A 25,042-nucleotide genomic window follows, 5' to 3' on the forward strand; every position below is an offset into this window, starting at 1 on the left:
TCTGTTCTTAACCGCTCCGGCGCACCCGCGCAACCGGTATCCCGGAATCAGTGCCTTTCGGCCCGGCTCCGAGGGACCTAAGGCTCGGCGCTCGGGCGGCGACTCCACGGCTCCCGGCGTTGAGCCCCACCCTCGGCCTTGAGTTTCAGCCTTGACCACAAGGAGTCTTCGACCTCAGCCGAAGGGGGGATCCGCGGTGACTGGGCGATCCTCTCGCGTGGCCGGAGGCCCCCTACAGGGATCGCCCCGGCACCGCGCAACCCACGCCGCCACTCTGGGCGCCAGACCGAAACCGCGGTGACGGTGCGCGCCCACAGCGGCGGGTCCGCTTCGCGCGCGGGTGGGCGATTTCCATCCACGGGCCTTCGGCCACACGAGAGAATGGCCATCCGCACGCCCTCCCTCCTGTGGCGGGCCTCAAAGACCCCCTGAAGCCAAGGCTTCCTTCGCCCCCAAGGGCCGGCCTTCAGCTCTCAAGGGTCGACGTCGTGGTGGCCGGTCCAGTCAGCCAGTTGGGCGCGCGAGGAGAAGCCGAGTTTGGCGAAGATGTTGGCGATGTGGCGGGCGGCGGTCGCCTGGCTGATGAACAGCCGCCCGGCGATCTCGCGGTTGGACAGGCCGGCCCCGACCAGCCCCGCGATCTCGTTTTCCCGCGGGGTGAGCGGCGACGGCGAGCTCGGCGGTTCGGGGAAGGACAACGCCTCCTCCACCACCTCCTTCAGCGACAGGGTCCGGCCCCTGCTCCAGGCGGCCGCCGCCGCCTCCGCGCCGAGGCGCCGCCCGGCGTGGGAGCGCAGCCGGGCGCTGTAGCGGCCGTGGCGGCCCAGATCGGCGTGGATCGCCTCGGCCGCCGCACCCAGCGTCGCCGCCCTGGTCGGCTGCTCCTCGGCCATGGCGAGACCGGCCAGGGTCTCCAGGGCGCGCGCGATGGCGAGCCCGCGGCCGGAGACGACGCTGAGCCGCAGCCCTTCGGTCAGCCGGCGCCGCGCCTCGGCGACGTCGCCCCGCACGATCGCGAGCCGCCCCAGGCCCGCGAGGCAGCGGGCGGAGTCCGGACCGGACCGGGTCTCCTCGAAGACCGCGAGCGCGGCGTTGAGGTGGTCGGCGGCCGAGGAGAGGTCGCCGCGCCGCGTCGAGAGCATGCCCAGGCCGTTGCGGCACCGGGCGGCGCTCCACGCGTCACCGAGGTCCTCGGCGACCGTGAGGGACTCGTTCAGGAACCGCTCGGCCGCGGCGTGGTCGCCGCGCTGGTTGGCCAGCATCCCCAGCGTGCCCAGGGTCAGCATCTCGGTGGCGCGGTCGCCGCTGCGCCGGGACGCCTCCAGGGCCGCCTGCCCGTCGCGCCACCCGGCGGCGACGCCCTCTGTGCGCAGAGCGGTGCCGGCCAGGGCGGCGAGCGCGGCGGCCTCCGCCGCCTCGTCGCCGTGCTCGCGGGCCAGCCGCAGCCCCTGCGCCGCGGCCGCCTCGGCGGCGGCAGGACCGTCGACGTCCAGGCACAGCTCCGCGTAGACCACGAGCGCACGGGCGCGCACGGGGTCGGGCAGGTCCGGCGGCGCGGCGGCCAGCAGGTCGCGCAGGAGCGCGCTGCTCTCGGCGAACAGGTCGCGCATGATCCAGTAGGTGCGCATCGCCGTGCACAGCCGCAGCCCCTCGGCGACCTCGCCGTGCTCCAGCGCCCAGACGAGCAGGCGGTTCAGGTCCTCCCGGCCGCGATCGATCCTCTCGGCCACCATGCGGCGGCGCGCCCAGAGCATCGGGCCGGACACCAGCGCGGCCGCGCGCTCCATCCCGGACACGGCGTAGTCGAGGAAGCGGCGGTGGTAGACCTCCTCCTCGCCGTTCGCGGCGAGCATCTCGGCGGCGTAGGCGCGGACGGCGGTCGGCAGGCGGTACCACGCGGCCCCGTCGGACTCGGAGTCGAGGACGATCAGGGACTTGTCCAGCAGCGACTCGTGCAGGTCGAGGACGTCGTCGCGGGGGATGGGCGGAAAGGCGAAGAGGTCCTCCGCCATGTCCAGCGGCCATCCGGACAGCATCGACAGCCGACGCAGCAGCACCTGCTCGGGCTCGGTCAGCAGCCGGTGGCTCCACTCCACCGCCGCGCGCATCGTGCGCTGCCGGGGAGGGAGGTCGCGGTCGGTGCGGGCCAGCAGCGGGAACCGGTCGTCCAGGCGCTCCAGGATCTGCTCGACCGACAGCACCCGGATCCGGGCCGCGGCCAGTTCGATGGCGAGCGGCACGCCGTCGAGCTCCCGGCAGACCTCGATGATGTGCCCGATGTTGTGCGGCGTCGCCTCGAACCCGGGCCGCGCGGCCGTGGCCCGGGTGACGAACAGCCGCACGGCGTCGTGGCGCAGCGCCTCCTCCACGGGGACCGGCCAGATCTCCTCCGGGACCGGCGACCGGGGCGGCCGCGCCGGCGCGCGCCACGGGCCGGTGCGCCGCGCGGGCAGCGACAGCGGCGGCAGCCGCCAGGTCGTCTCGCCGGGAATGCGCAGCGGCTCGCGGCTCGTGGCCAGGATCCGCACCTCCGGGCAGGTGCTCAGGACCGTCCTGCACAGCCCGGCCAGCGGAGCGACGGCGCGCTCGCAGGTGTCGAGCAGCAGCAGGATCCGCTGCGGGCGCAGGAGCGCGGCCACCGAGGTGCGCGACGGCGCTTCGGCCCCGTTCCCGCCGTCTCCGGCGGCGCCCAGGGCGCGCGCGACCGCGCGCATGGCCTGCTCCTCGGTCGCCGCCCCGCTCAGGTCGGCGAGGACGACCCCGTCGGGGAAGCGGGGGAGACAGCGCTCGGCCACCCGCACGGCCACCCGGGTCTTGCCGATTCCGCCGGTGCCGGTGAGGGTGACCATGCGCGCATCACCGAGGAGGACGCAGAGGTCGGTGACATCGCGCTCCCGGCCGATGAACGGGCCTGTGTATGCGGGCAGATGGTGGCGAGGATGTGACATGGCCTCGTCTTTTTTCGGCCGACCGGGTCGCGTGAACCGCTCGGACGCGTCGGCGATCGCCCGGCGCGAACGCGAGCCTTCAGGCGAGTCTCTCAGGCGGGAGTCGCCATGTCCGCGAAGTGGCCGATTTCGGGCATGAAAAAGCGGGGCGGGAGCGCGTCAAGGAACTTTCGGCCCCCGAGTCGCGGGCGCGTCCGCGCCGGGGCCGGCCCGCGCGGGCCGGCCCCGGCGCTCCCGTCAGGCGCGCGTCCAGGAGGCCGGGTCGGCCTCGGTCTGCTCGCCGGTCGCCAGGTCCTTGACCTCGTGCGGACCGCCGTCCTCGAACGGCGGGAACCACACGAACGGGATGCCCTTGCGCGAGGCGTACTGGATCTGCTTACCGATCTTGGCGGCCTGGTGGTAGACCTCGGTGTTGAACCCGCGCTCGCGCAGCAGGGCCGCCGTGCGCAGCGCGTCGGCGCGGCGCGCGTCACCGGGCACCGCGACCAGGACGTCGGTCGGGCACAGCCGGCCGGCGTCGATACGCCCCTCGGCCACCAGCTTGGCGAAGATCCGGGTCAGGCCGATGGAGATGCCCACGCCCGGCAGGCTGCGCCGGATGAACTGGCCGGCCAGGTTCTCGTAGCGGCCGCCGGCGCAGATGCTGCCGTAGCCGGGGTCGTCGTCGAACGTCGCCTCGTAGACGGTGCCGGTGTAGTAGTCCAGGCCGCGGGCGATCGACAGGTCGGCCACCACGCTGCCCGCGGGCAGGTCGGAGAGCGAGTCCAGCACGAACCCGAGCTCGTCCAGGCCTTCGCTCAGCAGCTCCGACCGCACCCCCAGCTTGGCGACCTGGTCGAGCACGGAGGTGTCGGAGCCCCTGATGCCGGAGAGGTCGAGGCAGACCCCGGCCTGCTCGTCGCTGAGGCCGACCTGCTCGACCAGGATCGCGCGCACGCCGTCGGCGCCGATCTTGTGCAGCTTGTCGACGGCGCGGATGACCGCGAGCGGGTCGCCGATGCCCAGGCCTTCGTAGCAGCCCTGCAGCACCTTGCGGTTGTTGATGTTGAGGGTCCAGGCCGGGATGTCCAGGCCCGAGAGCACCTCGTGGACGATGCGGGGCAGTTCGGCGTCGAAGTGCAGCGGCACCTGGTCGACGTTGATGACGTCGATGTCGCACTGGGTGAACTCGCGGAACCGGCCCTCCTGCGGGCGCTCGCCGCGCCAGACGCGCTGCACCTGGTAGCGCTTGAACGGGAAGACCAGCTCGTTGAAGTGCTGCGCCACGTAGCGGGCGAACGGCACCGTCAGGTCGAAGTGCAGGCCCAGCCGCGCGTCGCTGTCGTCACCGGCGTCGGCCTGGAGCCGGTGCAGGGTGTAGACCTCCTGGGAGGTCTCGCCCTTGGCCATCAGCACGTCGAGCGCCTCGACCGAGGGCGTCTCCACCGAAGCGAAGCCGTAGCGTTCGAACCCGGCGCGGATATGGTCCAGCCAGCGCTGCTCCACCGACCGAATCTGGGGCAACCACTCGGGGAAGCCGCTGATGGGAGTGGGACGGACGATGCGCTGCTCGGACATGGGTTCGGTTGGCTCCTTAAGCCTTGCACCGGGTCGGACCAGTCCAATGTTAGGCCCTGGCGCGCCGCGCCCCGGCAACCGCGCGAGGTCCGCACCACCCCCTTCTCACCTGGTGGACAGCGGTGGGGCCGCCTCGGCGAGCGCCGCCATCGCCAGGGCGAAGCAGCGCGCCGGCGGGTTGACCAGGCCGGCCCCGACCTGTCCGGTGCCGGGCACCCTGCCGGCCATGCCGGTGTTGATCTGCGGCAGGACGCCGGTGCGCACGACCCCGGCCACGTCGATGCCGGTCGGTGCGCCCCGGAAGTCCAGGATGGGGAGCTGGAAGGCCGGGTTCTCGGCGAGCGTGATCTCGTACATGCTCCGCGACGTCGCCAGCGCGAAGTCCACGTCGCCGCCGACGAAGCGCACGATCGCCGGGGCCGTGGCCATCACGAAGCCCCCGATCCCCGCGGTCTCGGCGATCGTGGAGTCGCCGATGTCGGGGTTGGCGTCATCGGGGCCGTAGGAGCCCAGGTAGAGGCCGTCGGGAAGTTCCGCCGGCGCGGTGAACCAGGTGTCGCCGGTGCCGGAGACCTGGACGCCGAAGTCGGTGCCGTTGCGGGCCATCGCCACCACCATGGTGCTGCCGGGGACGTCGCGCCCGGCGTCCATCATGAGCTTGGCTCCCGGCATCACCAGGTTCAGGAAGAAGTGGTCGTTGCCGCTGACGAACCGGACGGCTTCGGCGACGTCGGAGGCCGGCGCGCCGCCGCCGACCAGCTCGGGCAGCACCTCGCGCAGCAGCATGAGCGTCCCGGCGCGGTTGCGGTTGTGCCCCTCGTCGCCCATCTGCAGCATCTGGGCGACGATCGCGCCGATGTCGACGGGGCCGTGCGCCCGCACGGCGTCGCGCAGCAGCGGCCCGAGCACGGCCGACATCCAGCGCAGCCGGTCGATGACCTCGGGGCCGTAGGCGCCGTAGCGCAGCACCCTGCCCAGGCCCTCGTTGAGCGAGCACCAGGACCGGCGGCCGGTCGCGGGGTCGGCCAGCTCGAACACCCACATGGAGGGGCTGATCACCCCGGCCATCGGCCCCACGGCCGCGTGGTGGTGGCAGGAGTCGAGCCGGGCCGCGCCCGAGGCCAGGGCGCGTTCGGCCGCGTCGGGGTCGGCGGCGAGGCCCTCGAACACCATCGCGCCCATCAGCGCGCCCCGCAGCGGTCCGGAGGCCCGCTCCCAGTCGACGGGCGGCCCGGCGTGCAGGAAGTCGCCGGCCTCCAGCCCGAGCGCCTCGCCGGCCGGCCGCACGTCCACCAGTTGCGGGCGCACGGCGAGCACGCGTTCGACCGCGGTGGCGTTGGCCGCGGCCCGCCGCGGGTCGGCGAGCACCCGCACGAGGGCGTCGTCGAGGGAGCCGTCCCCCATGGGCGGCCGGAAGCCCACCCGCGTGACGGGCACCGCCTGCGCCGCCAGCGCGTCGGCGAACATCCCCGCCCCGACCGAGACGACGGACGGATCGGTGGTGAGCAGCGCGGATTCTCCGGACATGGATGAGCCTTTCATCGCGATGCGGGGTCGGGCCCTCTGGCGGGCCCGCCCGTTGCGGCCGTCCACAGGTGAGGATGATGTGGCCGCGCGGTCAGTACGGATCCGGTGAGGCTGGAGCCCCGGAGAGCACGGGCGGGCCTTTCCGGAGCGGGTGGGCGGCCCCCCTTAGGGAGGGCGGGGTATGGGCCGGTCACGGTGCCGTCAGCAGGGCGACCGCCCGACGGGTGGCCTCGGCGTTGGACAGGTACACCTCGGCGCCCGCGGCGCGCAGCGTCTCGGCCTGGGCCGACAGGCCCTGGGCGTCGTCCTCGGCGCCGCACAGCGTGACGACCACGGGGGCGGGCGAGTCCGCGGCGCGCAGCACCGCCGCCACGCCCGCTGCGGGGTCGGGGTGGGAGCCGTGCCCGATGATGACGTCGAGCAGCACCGCGCCGCACGCCGGATCGGCGAGTTCGGCGGCCAGCCGCTCCTCGCGCACCGACGGGTCGATCATCGGGTGCGGCCGGCCGGCGGTGAGGTCGTCGTCGCCGAAGTCGATGACGAGGTGGTCGTCGGAGCGCAGGCCCGCGTCCAGCGTCCAGCGCTCGTCGTCGGGGTGCAGCGGGATGTTCGAGGCGATCGGGCCGAGGACGGCCGAGGCGATCACCATGGCCTCGTCGGCCAGCGTCCCGCCGCAGAAGAGCCCGCGCAGTGCGCCGGCGCGGGGGCGGACCGGCTCGTCGGGGAGCCAGGTCGGCCACGCGGGCGCCGGGCGGCCCAGCGCGGTCGCGACCTCGGCGGCCGCGGCGCTGATGTCGGTGCCGTCGCCGCCGAGCAGCACCAGGTGCACCGGCGTGGCCAGGGCGGCGCACTCGGCCTCGATCTCCTTGGCGACCTGGGGCGCCGGCGGCTTGGAGACCAGCACGATCCGCTCGGTGCCGGGGTCGGCGTCGAGGAGGTGCAGCGCCCGCCGGGTGGAGCGGCCCGCGACCTCCGCCGAGAGGTCCCGGCCGCCCACGCCCAGGCAGTGGCCGACGCCGACGCCCGCCGCGTCCAGCAGGCACATCAACTGCTGGGCCCCGGTCCCCGACGCCGCGACGACGCCGACGGGGCCGGGGCGCACGGCGTTGGCGAACCCGAGCCCGGCCCCGCCGATCACCGCCGTCCCGCAGTCCGGCCCCATCACCAGCCGGCCCAGCCGCTCGGCCGCCTCCTTCAGCGCGATCTCGTGCTCCAGCGGGACGTTGTCGCTGAAGACCAGCACGTCCAGTCCCGCGTCCATGGCGTCGAACGCCTCGGCGGCCGCGTAGCGGCCGGGCACCGAGACCAGCGCGACCGTGGGCGGCGACTCCGGCGCCGCCGCGCGCGCGGCGGCGCGGACCGTTCGGGCCGGCGCCCGGGCCGCGCCGCCCCCGCCGCCCCCGCCGCCCGCCATGGCGGCCAGTTCCTCGTCGGCCCGGCGCAGCGCGGCGGCCAGGACCTCCTCGTCCACCGCCCGCACGGCCACGAGCAGGTCGTTGGGCCCCACGTCGGCGGGGGCCGCGCCGCCCATGTCGGCGAGCAGTCCCAGGTTGAGCTCGGTGGCCATCGCCACGAGCGCGGCCTCGACCCCGTCGAGCGCGGCGACCTCCCTGCTCACTCGCATGAGTCCCACGGAGTCGCGGTAGGTGCCCCTGCGGACGTCCACCGTCATGGCGCGCGTGCCGGTCGGGTCAGTGGTCACGGGTACTCCTTGTCTGCTGGGTCGAGTCTGCCGCGCCGGACGGGCCCGGGCGGGTGCGCGACACGGCCAGCGCCCCGGCGAGGACGCCGAGTGCGAGGTCGGTTCCCGAGGTGTGGCCGATCGCGCGCAGCGCCGCCAGCGCCGGGCCGACCGGTCCGTGGCCGGCGGCGGCGTCGAGCAGGTCGGTGGCCTCGGGGCAGCTCTCGCCGCGCGCGGCGTGCGCGATGAGTGAGGCCGACAGCGCCGTCGTCGCGGTCGCGGCGCGGGCCAGTGCGGCGTCGGCGAGCGGGCGGCACAGCGAGGGTCCGCCCAGGTGCCGCACCGCCAGCAGGAAGCCGCAGACCGCGTCGTCGCCGCTGGGAGTGAGGCCGGGGCCGAGGCCGATCAGGCCGGCGCAGGCGCGTTCGGCCCGGTCGGCGCCGTCCAGGGCGGTGTGCAGTGGGGCGGTGGCCTCGGCGGGCAGGCCCCCGGTGACGCCGGTGAGCGCGTCGCGCAGTCGGGCGGCGGCCCGTGTCGCCGCGGCCGCGTCGTCCCTCGTGAGGGGGCGGGGCGGCCGGGGACGCCACCACCGGCTCACTCGGACGGAAAGTGAGCCGGCGGGGCCGTCGAACCGCACGCAGCGCCGACCGATCCGGGCCGACGTCGCCTCGGCGACGTCCGCGAACGGCGCGGCGCTCTGCGGCTCGGCGAGGACCACTCCATTGGGCAACCGCACGGCGTCGTGTGCCAGTACCGCGATCACGGCCGACCGCGGAGGGTCCACAACCTCAAGGTAGACCGCCGCGCGGAAGACGCCCAGTATTCGAGTCGGCCGAAATGGGCCGGTCACAATGTCATGAAGCCTGTCAGCGGCGGCCGCCCGATGCGTCGCGGCCGCCGGAACCCGCGCCCGGCAGGCTTCACGGGCGCGAGAGCCCTGGTGCGGTGATCGCGCGCTCACGCCCACCCCCTTCACGCTCCCGGCTTCCTGGAGGACGACGCTATGCGAGCCGCTATCGTCTACACATGGAAAACGTTGCCAACGATCCGGCCGACACTGCACAGAATCTGCCGAGCGCGGACCGTGTCCGGTCATCCAGCACGTTGGCGCGTGGCCTGACGGTCGCCGACGCGCTGAGTCTGTCGAGCCTGTCCGGAGCGGAGGTCGTGGCCGGGGCCGCGGGCCTGGACCGCGTCATCCAGCGGCTCAACGTCATGGAGGTCCCCGACATCCTGCCGTGGGTCAAGCCGGACGAGCTGCTGCTGACCACCGGCTACCCGCTGCGCAACACCCCGCAGGACATGGTGCGGCTGGTGCGCGACCTCGCCGAACGAGGACTGGCCGCCGTCGCGGTCAAGCTCGGCCGCTACGTCGACGAGCTGCCGGGGGAGATGCTGCGCGCGGCCGACGAGCTGCGGTTGCCGATCCTGCTGCTGGGCGACGAGGTGGCCTTCGACGACGTGCTCAACCAGCTCCTCACCGACATCCTGAACCGGCAGGCGGCCACGCTCGCGCGCTCGGAGGAGGTGCACCGCGTCCTGGTCAACGTCATCCTGGCCGGCGGAGGGCTCGCGGCGATCACCAACGAGCTGCCCGCCCTGCTGGACGGCGGCGTCATGGTCACCACCCCCGACGGCCGGGTGCTCGCCCGCTCGGGGGTGTCCGAGGAGGTGCTGCGGGATCCGCACCACTTCGACCTGACCAGCGGCCGCTTCCACATGGAGCGGTTCAAGCACGGGGTCCGCGCGCTCGACGACGACGACCCGCGCGTCGTGCAGGTGCCGATCCTCGCCGGGAACCTCGACCACGGGCGGATCGTGCTGATCAGCCACGAGCGGCCCATCGACCACACCGACGTACACGTCCTGGAGCGGGCCGCCGCGACCGCGGCGCTGGTCATCACCAAGGACCTCGCCGTCGCCGCCGTGGAGGGCAAGTACCAGGGCGACTTCCTGCGCGACCTGCTCGCCGGGCGCGCGGGCGATCCCGAGCACGCCGTCCGGCACTGCGCCACGCTCGGCTGGGACATCGATCGCCCGCTGGTGGTCGTCGTCGCCGAGATGGACCCCGAACCGGCCTCGCCCGTGCCCGCGGCCGGCGACCTGCGGCCGGTCCACGAGCGCTTCGCCAGCGCCTGGACCATGGTCGTGCGGGAGCGCGACCCCAAGGCCGCGATCGCCGGCTACAGCCAGGAGGTCGTGGTGGTGATGGGGGCCGGGTCCTCCGGTTCCGACCACGCCCGGACGGTCCGCTCGATGGTCGCCCAGGTCTCCGGCGACGGCGGAGGCGGCCGCAGGCCCTTCGCCACCGGCGTCAGCCGGGTCGCCGCCTCCCCCGAGGAGATTCCCACGGCTTACGAGCAGGCCAAGCAGGCCGCGCGGGTCGGGCGGCAGATGCACGGCTCCGGAGCGGTCGCCGACTTCGACGACCTCGGCGTCTTCCGGCTCATCAGTCTGGTCCCCGACAGTGCCGAGCTGCGGGCGTTCATGACCGAGACGCTCGGGGACCTCGCCGAGCGCGGCGACGCCGAGACCGAGGACCTGCGCACCACGCTGGAGGTGCTGCTCGACAACAACCTCAACGTCGCCGAGACCGCCCGCCTGCTGCACTTCCACTACAACACGCTGCGCTACCGCATCGGCAAGCTGGAGCGCATGCTCGGCCCCTTCACCACCGACCCGCACCTGCGGCTGAACCTGATGGTCGCGCTCAGGGTGATCCGGATGCGCGGGCTGCGGCCGTAGGAGGCGGCGCGGGCGTCCGGATGCCGGCCGGACGGATCGTGGCGGCGGCCGTCAGGGCACGGAAGGCGGAACAGGGCGATTCGGGGTGGAATATAACTATTCGCCCACGCCGTCGCCGCCGTCGTCAGTTTCCGACCGCGCACGCATTAGAGTCCCAAGCGCGCGCTGAGGAGAGGACGGAGGCGGTATGTGGCAGTTGTGGGGGCACGACGGGACGCTCGTCGTCGAGGACAACGGCGATCTGGTGTTCGTCTTCGGACCGCAGGCCGACCCGGCGAAGGCCCGCTTCGGCCACCGAAGGTTCCCGCGCGGCGTCATCGCCTGGGCCGAGACCGTGGACGGCGGCTGGCTCGCCAAGCCCTACTTCCGGCTGCACCGCATCGGTGAGCCGCGGAGGCCGGACGCCGATCCGAGCCGGAACTCCGACATCCTGCTGCTCACCGGCGACGACCAGGTCGCCGCCGTGCGCCCCCTGGTGGCCGAGCTGTGCGCCGACCGGGAGCCCCCGGTCGAGCAGCCCTTCGACGACGTGGTGCTGCGCGAGGACATCGCCCGCGCGGCGAGCGACGCCGACCTGTTCCTGGCGAAGAGGTCGCTTCGGGCGCTCCCCGAGCAGGTCACGGACGACGAGACCGTGGAGTTCATGACATCCGGGTCCCATGACGGCGACTCCGGTCTCGTCGTCGTGACCGACCGGCGGCTGCTGCACGTGTCGGAGAGCCGGATGTTCGGCTCGTCGACCCTGTCCATCCCGGTCGGGCAGATCGTGTCGGTGGAGATGTCGTCGGCCGGCTTCGGGGAGGCCGCGGGATCGCTGGTCGTGCACACCTCCAGCGGGGAGACCGCGTTCGACGTCGTCGGCGATGACGGGCTCAAGGAAATCACGGCCCGGCTGCGGCGGGCCGCGGACGACGCCGACCGCCATGCCGGCGCCCCGCCCGCCGGCCCGCCCGCCGCCCCGCCCGCCGGCCCGGCCGCGGCGGCGTCCGCTGCGCCCGGCGGCACCCAGCGGCTCCTGGACGAGCTGCGCCAACTCGGCGAACTGCGGGACTCCGGCGTCATCACCCCCGAGGAGTTCGACCGGCTCAAGGACAGGCTCATCGGCGACATCTGACGAGCTTCGACCACCGCGTTCGCGGGGCAGGGTGGGATTTCCAGGGCTCGGACCCGCCGTGCCGCCGACGCTACGCGCACCGCGACAGCCGACCCCTGTGCGGATCCGGCCGTCGAACATCAGTGAGACCGCGCGTCCGCCGTAACCGGGCCGCAATGGGGCGGAGACGGCTCCGACACCTGCCCGTGCCGGACTTGGAGCGCGTGGTTCCCCGCGCGGCCCGCACCGCGCCCGCCGGCGGAGTTGGGCAGCACTGCACAACTGAGGGGAGAGTGTTTAGCAGTTGTCGCCAGTGAAGCCGGTTTCCGCAGCTCCTTAGGGTTGCCCCATTCAGTGAAGCAGGTCACTCTCCGGGCTTCGCGAAAAAGGGGTTGCAGGCCGGGTCCGCCGGGGAACCCAGTCGCGCCAGAGTCGTCTTTTGGAGGCGGGTATGAAACTCGGCTTGGGCTGGAAACTCTACGGGGACGGCAGCGCCCCGCCCCCGGGAGCGGTGGTCAAGCCCGACGAACGGCTGTCGTGGGGCAGGACCGCGGGCCTGGGCGCCCAGCACGTGGTCGCGATGTTCGGCGCGACCTTCGTCTTCCCGATCGTCATGGGCCTGGACCCCAACCTGGCCATCATGATGTCGGGCATCGGCACGATCCTGTTCCTGCTCATCGTGAAGGGGAAGATCCCGAGCTACCTGGGCACCAGTGCGTCGTTCGTGGGCGCCGTGACCGCCATCCGCGCCGCGGGCGGCGACAGCGCCACCGTGACCGGCGCCATCCTGGTGGCCGGCGCGGTCCTCGCGCTGTCGGGAGTGCTCATCCACCTGCTCGGCCCGCACGTCATCCTCAAGGCGTTCCCGCCCGCGGTCACCGGCGCGGTGGTCATGCTGATCGGCTTCAACCTCGCCCCCGTCGTCGCCACGGCCTACTGGCCCTACGACCAGTGGATCGGCCTGCTCACCATGGGCTTCGTTGTGCTGGCGACCGTGCTGCTGCGCGGCTTCCTCGGCCGCATCACCATCCTCCTCGGGCTGATCTTCGGGTTCGTCATGTCATGGCTCTTCGACCGGGTCTTCGGCATGGCCTCGGTGCCCGGCGATGAACCCGGCAGCGTCGTCGACGCCTTCAGGGTGGACCTGTCGGGCGTCGCCGAGGCCTCATGGATCGGCCTGCCCTCCTTCCACGCCCCCGACTTCCAGACATCGGCGATCCTGGTCGCGCTGCCGGCCGTCATCGCGCTGATCGCGGAGAACGCCGGCCACGTCAAGGCGGTCCAGGAGATGACCGGGGAGGACCTCGACCCCCACATGGGCCGCGCCATCTTCGCCGACGGCGTCGCCACCACGCTGGCCAGCTCCGTCGGCGGATCGCCCACCACGACCTACGCCGAGAACATCGGGGTCATGGCGGCGACCCGGATCTACTCCACGGCGGCCTACTACGTGGCGGCGATCGTGGCGATCCTGTTCGGACTGTGCCCGAAGTTCGGCGCCCTGATCGCCGCCACGCCCAGCGGCGTGCTCGGCGGCATCACGGTCGTGCTCTACGGCATGATCGGACTGCTGGGCGCCAAGATCTGGGTGGAGAACCGGGTCGACTTCGCCAACCCCGTCGTGCTCGTCCCGCTGGCCGCCGGCCTCATCGCCGGCATCGGCGGCGTGGAGGTGGCGTTCACCGACACCTTCGTGATCAACGGCATCGCGCTGGGCACGATCATCACCCTGGTCGGCTACCACCTGCTCGTCTGGCTGGCCCCCGAGCACATGGTGCCGCGGCCGGTCGGTGCGCGCCCCGAGGGCGACGAGGGCGCGGGGATCATGGTCGTGGGCACCGGCGACGACACGGCGCTGCCCGAGGCGGCGAAGGAGGAGAGGGCCGTGGAAGGCGCGGACAAGGAGGGCCCCGACCGGACCTGACACCCGGTGCGCCGGGCGCGGCGCAGTCCCCGCACCCGACGCCGCAGGCGTCCCCTCAGCTCACGAAGAGGAGTCCCGTGAAACCACCGGCTTTCTCCTACCACGCTCCGACCACGCCGGCCGAGGCGCTGGCGACGCTCGCCGAGGTCGGGCCGCACGGCAAGGTGCTCGCGGGCGGGCAGAGCCTGATCCCGCTGCTCAACATGCGCCTGGCCGCGCCTGAGCACCTCGTGGACATCAACGGCGTCACCGGACTGGACCGCATCGACGTCGACGCCGACGGCGTGCGCGTGGGAGCGCTGGTCCGGCACGCCCGGCTGGAGGCCGACGGCGCCGCTGCGGCCGCGGTGCCCCTGCTGCGCCAGGGGCTGCGGCTGGTGGCGCACCCCGTCATCCGCAACCGCGGCACCACCGTCGGCAGCCTCGCCCACGCCGACCCGTCGGCGGAGATGACCGCGGTCCTCGCCCTGCTCGGCGGCGCGGTGGAGGCGGCCGGCGCATCCGGCACCCGGACGGTGCCGGCCGCGGACTTCTTCATCGGGCCGATGGAGAGCTGCCTGCGCCCCGACGAGCTCGCCGTCGCGGCCCGCTTCCCGCGGCCGGCGCCGGGCAGCGGCAGCGCGTTCGTCGAAGTGGCCCGCAGGCACGGCGACTACGCGGTGTGCGGCGTGGCCGCCGTCGTCACCCTCGACGCCGATCTGCGGATCGAGGCGGCCCGCGCCGCCTACCTCTCGATGTCGCCGGTCCCGCTGGTGCTGGACCTGACCGAGGCGGTGGCCGGGCGCGCGCCCGGCACCGCCGACTTCGCCGCCGCCGGACGGCTGGCGCGGGACCGGACGGAGCCGGAGACCGACATCCACGCCACCGCCGAGTACCGCCGCCACCTCGCGGGGGTGCTCACCGCCCGCGCGCTGCGGGAGGCCGCCGACGCCGCGGCCCACGACACCGCGGTGCCCGGACTCGACCCGACCGGAACCAGGAGCGCACGATGAGCGAGGAACTCCACGAGATCCGGCTGCGCGTCAACGGCGCGCCGCACACGACGACGGTGCCCGCCCGGCGGCTGCTGTCGGACTGCCTGCGCCACGACCTCGGGCTCACCGGCACCCACGTCGGGTGCGAGCACGGGGTGTGCGGGGCGTGCACCGTGCAGATCGACGGCAGGCCCATGCGCTCGTGCCTGATGTTCGCCGTCAGCGCCCAGGGCCACGACATCACCACCGTCGAGGGGCTGGCCCGTCCGGACGGCGACCTGCACCCGGTCCAGCGCGCGTTCCGCGAGTGCCACGGCCTGCAGTGCGGCTTCTGCACGCCCGGCTTCCTCACCGTCGCGGCCGCCTTCCTGGAGGACAACCCCGACCCCACCGAGGAGGAGGCCCGCGAGGCCATCGGCGGCAACCTGTGCCGGTGCACCGGCTACGTCAACATCGTCAAGGCGGTCCTGCGCGCCGCCGAACTCCGGCGCGCGGCGTCGGCGGCGGTTCCGGAGCAGGCCGGGGCGGCGCGGGCCCGGGCGGAGGGAGGACACCGGTGACGACCAAGATGTTCGGCGCGCCCGTTCAGCGCACCGAGGACGAGCGACTGGTCACCGGGCGCGGCGGCTACCTCGACGACCTGGGCGCCGGCGCCTACGCCGCGGCGTTCGTCCGCAGCCCGCACGCCCACGCGCGCATCCGCGACGTCGACGTCATGGCCGCCCTCGACGTCGACGGGCTGGTCGCCGTCTACACCCACGACGACCTGTCCGGGGCGATGGCCGAGCCGCTGCCGCTGCTCATCCCGCACCCGGCCATCCTCGACGGCCGTACGCCCTACGCCCTGGCCAAGGAGTACGTGCACCACGTCGGCGAGCCGGTGGCGATGGTGGTGGCCCGCGACCGCTACGCGGCCGAGGACGCGGTCGAGCGCATCATGGTCGACTACGAGCTCCTCGACCCCGTCGTCGGCATCGACAACGCCGAGCGCGCCGAACGCGTCGTGCACGCCGGCATGCCCGACAACGTCGCCGCGCACCTGGTGCAGGAGGTCGGCGACGCCTCCGACGCGATCGCGGCGGCGCCGCACACGCTCGAACTGGACCTGGACATCGAGCGCTCGGCGTGCACCCCGATGGAGGGCCGCGGCGTCTACGCCCGCTGGGACGGCGCCGACGGGATGCTGCGGCTGTACAGCTCGACCCAGACTGCCTCGGGCGTGCGCGCCGCCGTCGCCGCCAAGCTGGGCCTCGAGCTCGGCCAGGTCGAGGTCGTGGTCCCCGACGTCGGCGGCGGGTTCGGCGTCAAGATCATGCACCCGTGGCCCGAGGAGCTGATGGTGCCGTGGGCGGCCCGGCTGCTCGGCCACGAGGTCAAGTGGGCCGAGGACCGCCGAGAGCACTTCGTCTCCGCCGCCCACGAGCGCGGCCAGCACCAGCGGGTGCGCGCCGGCTTCGACGACGAGGGCCGGCTGCTCGGCCTGGACGTGCGGATCCTGCACGACAACGGCGCCTACCTGCCCTACGGCATCATCGTCCCGATCGTCACCTCCACCCAACTGCTCGGCCCCTACAAGCCCGGCGCCTACCGGGTGGAGTTCCGCAGCCTCTACACCAACACCGTCATCGTCACCCCCTACCGGGGCGCCGGCCGGCCCCAGGGCGTGTTCGCGATGGAGCGGACCATGGACGCCATCGCCGACTACCTGGGCAGGGACCGCACGCAGGTGCGCGCGGCGAACTTCATCCAGCCCGACGAGATGCCCTACGACCAGGGACTGCTGTTCCAGGACGGCCGGCCGCTCGTCTACGACTCCGGCGACTTCCCCGCGTCGCTGGCCAAGCTGAAGGACCTCATCGGCTGGGACGACTTCGAGTCCTACCGGGAGCGGGCCCGGGCCGAAGGGCGCCGCGTCGGCATCGGGCTGGCCTGCTACGTCGAGGGCACCGGCCCCGGCCCCTACGAGGGCGGCCACGTGCAGGTCGAGACCAGCGGCAGGGTGCGGGTGGCCACCGGGCTGACCAGCCAGGGCCAGGGGCACCAGACGATCCTCGCCCAGATCGTCGCCGACGAGCTGGGCGTGCCCATGTCCGACATCTCGGTGACCACCGGCGACACCCGCCGCATGCCCTACTCGGTGGGCACCTACGCCTCGCGCGGCGCGGTGATGAGCGGCAGCGCGGTCGCCCTGGCCGCGCGCAGGCTCAGGGACAAGGCGCTGCGCATCGCCGCCGACGCGCTGGAGGCCGACGCCGGCGACCTGGAGATCACCGACGGCCGGGTCCAGGTGAAGGGCAACCCCGGCGCGGGCATCGACCTGGGCACCGTCGCCGTGCTGTCCAACCCGCTGCGCTACGCCTTCGACGAGGCGTCGAAGGCGGCCACCCAGTTCGGCGGCGGCACCGACCACGACCGCCCGCCGGTGGCCGACGACGACGAGCCCGGCCTGGAGGGCACCGACTTCTACTCGCCGCTGCGCTGCACGTTCGCCAACGGCATGCACGCCGCGATCGTGGAGACCGACCCCGAGACCGCCGAGATCACGATCCTGCGCTACTGCGTCGTGCACGACTGCGGCAAGCTGGTCAACCCGCTGATCGTCGAGGGGCAGGTACACGGGGGCGTGGCCCAGGGCGTGGCGGGGGCGCTGTACGAGCGGATGGCCTACGACTCCGGCGGCCAGCTGCTCAACGCCTCCTTCATGGACTTCCTCGTCCCCTACGCCAGCGAGGTGCCCCGGATCGAGATCGACCACCTGGAGACGCCCAGCCCGCTCAACCCGCTCGGCATCAAGGGCGCGGGCGAGGCCGGCGTGATCCCCGGCGCCGCGGTGCTCGCCGCGGCGATCGAGGACGCCGAGGGCTTCCCCATCCGCGCCATGCCGATCTCGCCCTCGGAGCTGTTCCACCTGCGGGCCGGGTTCGCCGCAGGGGAGATCCGCCCGCTGCACCGCCGGTCCGGGGACACGGCCCGGGCCCTCAGTCACGAACAGGAGAACCAAGACACATGAAGGTCACGGGCAACGCCACCCTGAACGCACCCGCCGACAAGGTGTGGGCCACCATCCTCGACCCGGCGGTGCTGGCCCGCACCATCCCGGGCTGCGAGCGGTTGGAGACGACCGGCCCGGACCGCTACCGGGGCACGATCACCGCGGGGGTCGCCTCGATCAAGGGCACGTTCCTCGGCGACGTGGAGCTCACCGACCTGGAGCAGCCCTCCTCGCTGGTGCTGCGCGCCTCGGGGGCCGGAGGGCCGGGCACGGTCAAGGCCGATGTCGCCGTGCGGCTGGCCGACCTGGGGGACGGGCGCACCGAGCTGACCTACGACGCCGACGCCGTCGTCGGCGGGATGGTCGGCGGCGTGGGCCAGCGCGTGCTCACCGGCGTGGCCAGGAAGATGGCGGGGGAGTTCTTCACGGCCATCGACGGCGAGCTCACCGGCCGCACGGCGGTCCCGGCGGCGGTCCCCGAGCAGCCGGCCGCGCCCGCCACCGAATCCGCCGCGGCGGCCGGCACCGGCGCCGCGGTCCCGGCGACCTTCCCCGGGCGCGCCGCCGCGGTCGGCGCGGGCGCGAACGAGGGCGAATTCGTCAAGGGGGCGGTCTTCGGCGCCGCGATCGCGTTCGCCGGAGTGCTCATCGGCGTACTCGCAGGCCGCCGCCGCAAGGGCTGAGAGGGCGCCGAACATGCGCCGCGTCTCACACCTGCGCGGAGTCTCAGGACGGTCACACGGCACGCCCTCGCGGTGCTAGGTTCGCTTGGTAGCCGTCGATCTTGCGGCCACACCCCCTAACCCGGCACGGTCGCCGCCCCGCCCGCCGGGGCGGCACGCGCTTGAGCCAGCGTCGCGAGGACTACAGACAAGTGAACGATTCCCCGAAGCTCTCCACCAAGATCATCGTCGCCGGCGGGTTCGGCGTCGGAAAGACGACGTTCGTGGGCGCGGTCTCCGAGATCCCCCCGGTGCGCACCGAGGCCGCCGTCAGCTCCGCCAGCGTCGGCATCGACGACCTGTCCAAGACGCCGGACAAGACCAGCACCACCGTCGCCATGGACTTCGGCCGGATCTCGCTCGACACCGACCTCACCCTCTACCTCTTCGGCACCCCCGGTCAGCAGCGGTTCTGGTTCATGTGGGACGACCTGGCGCGCGGCGCGCTGGGCACCGTCATCCTGGTCGACACCCGCCGGCTGGAGGACTCCTTCCAGGCCATCGACTACTTCGAGAAGCAGTACCGGCTGCCGTTCCTCATCGCCGTGAACTCCTTCACCGACGAGCACGACTACACCGTCGACGAGCTGCGCGACGCGCTCGCCCTCGACCCCGAGGTCCCGGTCGTGCCGTGCGACGCCCGCGACCGCGAATCGGTGCTGAAGACCCTGGTCACCCTGGTCAAGCACGCGATGGCGGTCGAGGCGCGCCAGCGCCGCCAGCTCGTCCACTAGCACCCGCCCGCGCCGGCCGCCGCGGCCGGAGAAGATTGCCGGGTATGTGGGGAACCGTTCGCCCCTCCGCCGCGTTACCCTGCTGTGGTGTTCGGACGAATGGCCGCCCGCGTCCGCCAGGTTCTCGGTAAACCGGGTTCGGTGGATCTGCGCCCCTATACGAAGCTGCTGACGTCGATCGACGACCGAGAATCCGCGCTGCTCGAACTGAGCGACGCCGAACTCACGGCCAAGGCCGCGGAGCTCGGCAACGCCGAGCTGCCCTATGAGCGCGACGACCTGGTCGAGCTGTGCGCGGTCGGCCGCGAGGCCGCCCGCCGCGCGCTGGGGGAGCGGCCGTTCGACGTCCAGCTCCTCGGCGTGATGGCGCTGCTCGACGGGCACGTCGCCGAGATGGCCACCGGCGAGGGCAAGACGCTCGCCGGCGCACTGGCCGCCGCCGGGTTCGCGCTGCGCGGCCAGCGGGTGCACGTGATCAGCGTCAACGACTACCTCGCGCACCGCGACGCCGAGTGGATGGCCCCGGTGTATGACCTGCTGGGCGTGGCCGTGGCGCGGATCGGCCAGGAGTCCGGCACCGAGGAGCGCCGCGCGGCCTACGCCGCCGACGTCACCTACGCCTCGGTCAGCGAGCTGGGCTTCGACGTGCTGCGCGACCGGCTGGCCACCGACGAGTCGGCGCTGGTGGTGCCCGAGCCCGGCGTCGCGCTCATCGACGAGGCCGACTCCGTCCTGGTCGACGAGGCGCGCGTGCCGCTGGTGCTGGCCGGCGCGGCCGAGGCCGCCGAGTCCGACGCGGCAATGGCCGACCTGGTCAGGGAGCTGCGGCCCAGGATCCACTACGAGATCGACGACGAGGGCCGCAACGTCCAGCTCACCGACGCCGGCATCGAGGCGGTCGAGGAGCGGCTCGACGGCGTCGACCTGTACTCCGGGGACGACCCGGGCGTCCTTCCCGGCGTCAACCTCGCCCTGCACGCCCACGCGCTGCTGGAGCGCGACGTGCACTACATCGTGCGCGAGGGCGAGGTGAAGCTGGTCAACGAGTCCCGCGGCCGCATCGCGCTGCTGCAGCGCTGGCCCGACGGCCTGCAGGCCGCGGTCGAGGCCAAGGAGGGGGTCGCGGTCAGCGAGACCGGGGAGGTCCTGGACTCCATCACGGTGCAGGCGCTGCTGCTGCGCTACCCCGTCCGATGCGGCATGACCGGTACCGCGATGGCGGTCGCCGACCAGCTCAGGGAGTTCTACGAGCTGGAGGTCGCGGTCATCGAGCCGAACAAGCCGTGCGTGCGCGTCGACGAGGCCGACCGTCTCTACGCCACGCCGGAGGAGAAGGAGGACGCCCTCGTCGCCGAGGTCGCCGAGGTCCACACCACGGGCCGGCCCATCCTCATCGGCACCCAGGACGTCGCCGAGTCCGAGCGGCTGGCCAAGCGGCTGGCGGCCGAAGGACTGGACTGCGCCGTGCTCAACGCCAAGAACGACGCCGAGGAGGCGGGGGTGATCGCCGAGGCGGGGTCCCACGGCGCGATCACCGTCTCCACCCAGATGGCCGGCCGCGGCACCGACATCCGGCTGGGCGGCAGCGACATGGCCGACCGCGACCGGGTGGTCGAGGCCGGCGGGCTCTACGTCATGGGCTACGGCCGCTACCCCAGCAGCAGGCTGGACGACCAGTTGCGCGGCCGGTCCGGGCGGCAGGGCGACCCGGGCAGCTCGCGGTTCTTCGTCAGCGTCGAGGACGACCTGGTCGCCAACAACGCGCCGGAGAGCCGGGGCTACGAGGTGACCGCCGAGGGCGAGATCACCGACTCCGCGTGGCGCAACACCGTCGACCACGCCCAGCGGGTGGCCGAGGGGCGGCTGCTGGAGCTGCACCGCAACACCTGGCGCTACAGCAAGCTCATCGACCTGCAGCGCGGCGTCGTGCTGGAGCACCGCGAGAACGTCCTGAGCGGAGACCTGGCCGACCGCCAACTCGCCTCGGACCGCCCGGAGCGCCACGCCGAACTGGTGGAGGAGGTCGGCGAGGAGGAGACCGCGCGGGCCGCCCGGCTGGTCACGCTGTACCACCTCGACCGCGGCTGGACCGACCACCTGGCGTTCCTCGCCGACCTGCGCGAGGGCATCCACCTGCGCTTCCTCGGCCGCCGCAATCCGCTGGACGAGTTCAACGCCGAGGCGGCGCCGGCGTTCAAGGGCTTCCTGGACGACGCGCGGGCACGCGCGGCCGAGGCGTTCGACGAGGCGCCGGTGGCCGACGGCCGGGTCGACGTCGCCGGGGCCGGCGTGAAGCGCCCCTCCATCACCTGGACCTACATGGTCCAGGAGCACCCGTTCAGCACCGAGTTCGAAACGGTCGTCGGCCGGGTCAGGAACGCCGTGTCCGGGAACCGGTGAGGCCACGGCGGCCCACCCGCGCCGGTCCCGACCTTCTCCGTCCGCGGCGGTTGTCCCGGTGGGCGCCGAGGTCAGCGCACGAACGCGTCCAGGGTGATCGGAAGGTCGCGGACGCGGACGCCGGTGGCGTGGTGGGCGGCGTTGGCCACGGCCGCCGCGGTGCCCACGATGCCGATCTCCCCGATCCCCTTGGCCCCCATCGGGTTGACGTGGGGGTCCTCCTCGTCGATCCAGTGCGCTTGGAGATCGACGACATCGGCGTTGGCGGCGATGTGGTACTCGGCGAAGTCGTGGTTGACGACGCACCCGAAGCGCGGGTCCATGACGCTGTCCTCGTGCAGCGCCATGGACAGCCCCATCGTCATCCCGCCGATGAACTGCGAACGGGCGGTGCGCGGGTTGATGATCCGCCCGGCGGCGAACACGCCCAGCAGCCGCGGCACCCGGACCTCGCCGGTGTCGGCGTGCACCCGCACCTCGGCGAACTGGGCGCCGAACGCGTGCATGGCGAACCGCCTGCTCGCGGTGTCCTCCGGTGTCTCCGCCCGGGCCTCGGCGCCTTCGGCGGGGGCGGTGCCGTACCGGTCGCGGAACGCGCGGGCGGCGGCCGTGATCGTCGACCCCCACGAGACGATCCCGGAGGACCCGCCCTCGACCGAGGCCTTGGGCAGCGCGGAGTCGCCGATCTCCAGCCGCACGGACTCCACCGGGACGGCCAGCGCCTCGGCGGCGATCTGGGTCAGGGCCGTCCAGGTACCGGTGCCGATGTCCACGGCGCCGATCCGCACGGCGTAGCGCCCGCCGCCGAACCGGATCACCGCGGTCGAGCCGGGTATGCGGTTGACCGGGTAGGTCGAGCTCGCCACCCCGGTGCCGACGAGCCAGCCGTCCTCCAGCCGGACGCCGGGGGACGGATCGCGCTCCGCCCAGCCGAACCGGCGCGCGCCCTCGCGCAGGCAGGCGATGAGGTTGCGGCTGGAGAACGGCTTGCCGGACTCCGGCTCGGTCTCGGGCTCGTTGCGAACGCGCAGTTCGACGGGGTCGACGCCGCAGGCGGCGGCCAGCTCGTCCATCGCGACCTCGGGCCCGAACATCCCCGGGCACTCGCCGGGCGCGCGCATCCACGTGGGGGGTGCGACGTCCAGAGCCGCCAGCCGGTGGGTGATCCTGCGGTTCGGCGCGGCGTACATCGTCTCCGTCGGTTTGCCGGCCTGCTCGACGAACTCCTTGGAGCGGGCGGTCTGGGCGACGACGTCGATGCCGATCGCCGACAACCGACCCTCGGCGTCGGCGGCGAGCCGGACCCGCTGGATCGTCGGGGAGCGGTAGCCGACCAGGTCGAACATCTGCTGGCGGGTCAGCGCGAGCTTGACCGGTCGCCCCTCCGTCGTCCGGGCGGCCAGGCTCGCCAGCACCACCGGAGCGTGCAGCGGGCCCTTGGAGCCGAAGCCGCCGCCGACGTGCGGCGCGATCACCCTGACCCGCTCCGGGGAGAGGCCGAACAGCTCGGCCACGGTCGTGCGGACATCGTGCGCGCCCTGCGTGGACTCGTACAGCGTGAGCCCGGCGTCCTCCCAGACCGCGACGGTGGTGTGCGGCTCCATCGGGTTGTTGTGCTCCATCGGCGTGGAGTAGGTCCGGTCCACGCTGACGGCGGCCGATGCGACGGCCGAGACGAGGTCGCCCTGCTCGGTGTCGGCGTTCTCCGGCGCGTACAGGTCGGAGCGCTCGGCGGACAGCTCGACGTCGTGCGGCCGCACCTCGTAGTCGGCCCGCACGAGCCCCGCCGCCCGCCGCGCGGTCTCGGGCGTCTCGGCGATGACCGCGCCGATCACCTGCCCCCGGTGGGCCACCGCGTCGGACTGCAGTACGGCGAGCTCGGCGTCCCCGATGTCGGCCAGCCGGTGGGCGTTCTCGTGCGTGAGCACGGCGAGCACCCCGTCCAGCGCCTCGGCCGCGCTCGCGTCGACGGCGGTGACCCGGCCGCGGGCGACGGTCGCCTGCACCGGGTGCAGGTAGGCCGGGTTCTCCAGCCGGTGCTCGAAGGCGTAGGTCGCCGTCCCGGTGACCTTGGCGGGTCCGTCCAGGCGCTCCAGGTCCGCGCCGATGGCCCTGGTCCCCTCGGCGTCCAGCAGGCCGCTCATCGGTCCTCCTCCCCCGCGAGGTCGCGCAGCGTGGCCACCAGCGTGTTGCGGGCCAGCGGCGGCTTGAACTCGTTGCCGTCCAGTGGCCGCGCGTCGTCGAGCTCGGCCTCGGCCGCGGCACGGAAGGACTCCTCGGTGGCAGGCGCGCCGCGCAGCGCCTCTTCGGCGCGGACGGCCCGCCACGGCTTGTGCGCCACCCCGCCCAGCGCGAGCCGCGCGTCCCGGATCCGCCCGTCGGCGAGGTCCAGCGCCGCGGCCACCGAGACCAGCGCGAAGGCGTAGGAGGCCCGGTCGCGCACCTTGCGGTAGCGGGAGCGGGCCGCGAAGGCCAGGTCGGGGAGGTCGACGGCGGTGATCAGCTCCCCGTGCTCCAGCACGGTGTCGCGCTCGGGCTCGTCGCCGGGGAGCCGGTGCAGGCCGACCAGTGGGATGCGGCGCTCGCCGCCGGGGCCCTGAGTGACCACCACGGCGTCCAGCGCGCTCAGCGCCACCGCCATGTCGGAGGGGTGGGTGGCGACGCACCGCTCGGAGGCGCCCAGGATCGCGTGGTAGCGGGTGTAGCCGCCGAGCGCCGAGCAGCCCGAACCGGGCGCGCGCTTGTTGCACGGCATGGTGACGTCCTGGAAGTACACGCACCGGGTCCGCTGCAGCAGGTTCCCGCCCGTGGTGGCCAGGTTGCGCAGCTGTCCGGACGCGCCGGAGAGCAGCGCCTGCGAGAGCACCGGGTAGCGCTGCCGGATCAGCGGGTCGGCGGCGAGGTCGCTGTTGCGCACCCCCGCGCCGATCCGCACGCCGCCGCCGGGCAGCCGCTCGATCCGGTCGAACGGCAGCCGGGTGACGTCCACCAGCAGGTCCGGTTCCGCGACGCCGAGCCTGAGGTGGTCGACCAGGTTGGTTCCGCCGCCCAGGAACGCGGCGCCGGGGGTGGTGGTGACGGCGGCGACGGCGTCGGCGGCGTCCTCGGCGCGCCGGTAGTCGAAGGGGATCATCGGCGGGCCCCTCCCGCCTCGCGGACCGCGGCGACGATGTTGACGTAGGCGCCGCAGCGGCACAGGTTGCCGCTCATCCGCTCGCGGATCTCCGCGTCGTCGAGCACGGGGTGGTCGGTGAGGCGGGGCGTCGCCGCGCTGGGCCATCCGGCCTCGGCCTCGGCCAGCATCCCCACAGCGGAGCACACCTGCCCGGGCGTGCAGTAGCCGCACTGGAAGCCGTCGTGGTCCACGAACGACCGCTGCACCGGGTGCAGCTCCTCGCCCGCTGCCAGGCCCTCCGCCGTGACGACCTCCGCTCCGTCGTGGGCCACCGCCAGCGCCAGGCAGCTGTTCGCCCTGCGACCGTCGAGCAGCACCGTGCAGGCGCCGCACTGGCCGTGGTCGCAGCCCTTCTTGGGCGAGGTCACGCCCAGCCGCTCGCGCAGCGCGTCCAGCAGTGACGTCCGCGTGTCCACGTGCAACGGCCGCTCCTCGCCGTTCACCCGCAGCATGATGTCGGTTTCCATCCCATACCCCTCGTCACGAACCCCTGGCCCACCATCGGCTACCCGGGCCGCCCCCTTTCCTAACCGCCCCGCCTGCTCGCAGCCGACCCCGTCGCCGGACCGC

The 25,042-nt window shown here is 73.6% G+C and carries 17 protein-coding genes; 9 read left to right on the forward strand and 8 right to left on the reverse strand.

Annotated features, from left to right (window positions below):
• Nucleotides 1-473: 473 nt before the first annotated feature.
• The 5 genes from HDA32_RS06010 to HDA32_RS06030 all read right to left on the reverse strand — a co-directional run bounded on the left by HDA32_RS06010 (nucleotide 474) and on the right by HDA32_RS06030 (nucleotide 8,497).
• Entirely contained in the window at nucleotides 474-2,948 is a 2,475-nt protein-coding gene (locus HDA32_RS06010) for an ATP-binding protein (RefSeq protein WP_179642258.1), read from the reverse strand.
• Nucleotides 2,949-3,185: 237 nt separating this feature from the next.
• Nucleotides 3,186-4,505 (reverse strand): histidine--tRNA ligase, encoded by a 1,320-nt coding sequence (hisS, locus tag HDA32_RS06015; protein ID WP_179642259.1) that lies wholly within the window; start codon nucleotides 4,503-4,505, stop codon nucleotides 3,186-3,188.
• Nucleotides 4,506-4,610: 105 nt separating this feature from the next.
• The gene (locus tag HDA32_RS06020; protein WP_218882350.1) at nucleotides 4,611-6,032 is read right to left on the reverse strand and encodes a YlbE family protein; all 1,422 of its coding nucleotides are present in this window, start codon (nucleotides 6,030-6,032) and stop codon (nucleotides 4,611-4,613) included.
• Between the two features lie 190 nt (nucleotides 6,033-6,222).
• The gene (locus tag HDA32_RS06025) at nucleotides 6,223-7,734 is read right to left on the reverse strand and encodes an AllF/FdrA family protein (protein ID WP_312863056.1); all 1,512 of its coding nucleotides are present in this window, start codon (nucleotides 7,732-7,734) and stop codon (nucleotides 6,223-6,225) included.
• Nucleotides 7,724-8,497 (reverse strand): oxamate carbamoyltransferase subunit AllH family protein, encoded by a 774-nt coding sequence (locus HDA32_RS06030; RefSeq protein ID WP_179642261.1) that lies wholly within the window; start codon nucleotides 8,495-8,497, stop codon nucleotides 7,724-7,726. The genes HDA32_RS06025 and HDA32_RS06030 overlap by 11 nt, the downstream gene beginning before the upstream one ends.
• Nucleotides 8,498-8,817: 320 nt before the next feature.
• Here HDA32_RS06030 and HDA32_RS06035 point away from each other — a divergent pair, with 320 nt between their 5' ends.
• From HDA32_RS06035 to secA2, 9 genes are all read left to right on the forward strand, one after another.
• Nucleotides 8,818-10,458, forward strand: a complete 1,641-nt coding sequence (locus tag HDA32_RS06035) for a PucR family transcriptional regulator (protein ID WP_312863057.1) — start codon at nucleotides 8,818-8,820, stop codon at nucleotides 10,456-10,458.
• A 187-nt stretch (nucleotides 10,459-10,645) separates the two neighbouring features.
• Nucleotides 10,646-11,572: an SHOCT domain-containing protein gene (locus HDA32_RS06040; protein WP_179646494.1), complete on the forward strand. Its 927-nt coding sequence runs from the start codon at nucleotides 10,646-10,648 to the stop codon at nucleotides 11,570-11,572.
• A 430-nt stretch (nucleotides 11,573-12,002) separates the two neighbouring features.
• On the forward strand, nucleotides 12,003-13,475 hold the full coding sequence (locus tag HDA32_RS06045) for a uracil-xanthine permease family protein (RefSeq protein WP_179642263.1): 1,473 nt from the start codon (nucleotides 12,003-12,005) through the stop codon (nucleotides 13,473-13,475).
• 77 nt (nucleotides 13,476-13,552) lie between these two features.
• The gene (locus HDA32_RS06050) at nucleotides 13,553-14,467 is read left to right on the forward strand and encodes an FAD binding domain-containing protein (protein ID WP_179642264.1); all 915 of its coding nucleotides are present in this window, start codon (nucleotides 13,553-13,555) and stop codon (nucleotides 14,465-14,467) included.
• Nucleotides 14,464-15,009, forward strand: coding sequence for a (2Fe-2S)-binding protein (locus tag HDA32_RS06055; protein ID WP_179642265.1), 546 nt, complete (start codon nucleotides 14,464-14,466; stop codon nucleotides 15,007-15,009). The genes HDA32_RS06050 and HDA32_RS06055 overlap by 4 nt, the downstream gene beginning before the upstream one ends.
• Nucleotides 15,006-17,459 carry an aerobic carbon-monoxide dehydrogenase large subunit gene (gene cutA, locus HDA32_RS06060; RefSeq protein ID WP_179642266.1) on the forward strand — a complete coding sequence of 818 codons (2,454 nt, stop codon included), beginning with the start codon at nucleotides 15,006-15,008 and terminating at the stop codon, nucleotides 17,457-17,459. The genes HDA32_RS06055 and cutA overlap by 4 nt, the downstream gene beginning before the upstream one ends.
• The gene (locus HDA32_RS06065) at nucleotides 17,456-18,124 is read left to right on the forward strand and encodes an SRPBCC family protein (RefSeq protein WP_179642267.1); all 669 of its coding nucleotides are present in this window, start codon (nucleotides 17,456-17,458) and stop codon (nucleotides 18,122-18,124) included. The genes cutA and HDA32_RS06065 overlap by 4 nt, the downstream gene beginning before the upstream one ends.
• 191 nt (nucleotides 18,125-18,315) lie before the next feature.
• Entirely contained in the window at nucleotides 18,316-18,897 is a 582-nt protein-coding gene (locus HDA32_RS06070) for a GTP-binding protein (RefSeq protein WP_179642268.1), read from the forward strand.
• Nucleotides 18,898-18,996: 99 nt separating this feature from the next.
• Nucleotides 18,997-21,297 (forward strand): accessory Sec system translocase SecA2, encoded by a 2,301-nt coding sequence (secA2, locus tag HDA32_RS06075; RefSeq protein ID WP_179646495.1) that lies wholly within the window; start codon nucleotides 18,997-18,999, stop codon nucleotides 21,295-21,297.
• Nucleotides 21,298-21,368: 71 nt separating this feature from the next.
• Here secA2 and HDA32_RS06080 read toward each other — a convergent pair whose 3' ends face one another.
• Genes HDA32_RS06080 through HDA32_RS06090 form a run of 3 tightly spaced genes read right to left on the reverse strand, consistent with a single transcriptional unit; the run spans nucleotide 21,369 to nucleotide 24,939 of the window.
• Nucleotides 21,369-23,441, reverse strand: coding sequence for a xanthine dehydrogenase family protein molybdopterin-binding subunit (locus tag HDA32_RS06080; RefSeq protein ID WP_179642269.1), 2,073 nt, complete (start codon nucleotides 23,439-23,441; stop codon nucleotides 21,369-21,371).
• Nucleotides 23,438-24,430 (reverse strand): FAD binding domain-containing protein, encoded by a 993-nt coding sequence (locus tag HDA32_RS06085; protein WP_179642270.1) that lies wholly within the window; start codon nucleotides 24,428-24,430, stop codon nucleotides 23,438-23,440. The genes HDA32_RS06080 and HDA32_RS06085 overlap by 4 nt, the downstream gene beginning before the upstream one ends.
• Complete coding sequence (locus tag HDA32_RS06090; protein ID WP_179642271.1) at nucleotides 24,427-24,939, reverse strand: (2Fe-2S)-binding protein; 513 nt, start codon at nucleotides 24,937-24,939, stop codon at nucleotides 24,427-24,429. The genes HDA32_RS06085 and HDA32_RS06090 overlap by 4 nt, the downstream gene beginning before the upstream one ends.
• Nucleotides 24,940-25,042: the final 103 nt, after the last annotated feature.

The organism is Spinactinospora alkalitolerans (genome assembly GCF_013408795.1).
GTDB lineage: Bacteria > Actinomycetota > Actinomycetes > Streptosporangiales > Streptosporangiaceae > Spinactinospora > Spinactinospora alkalitolerans.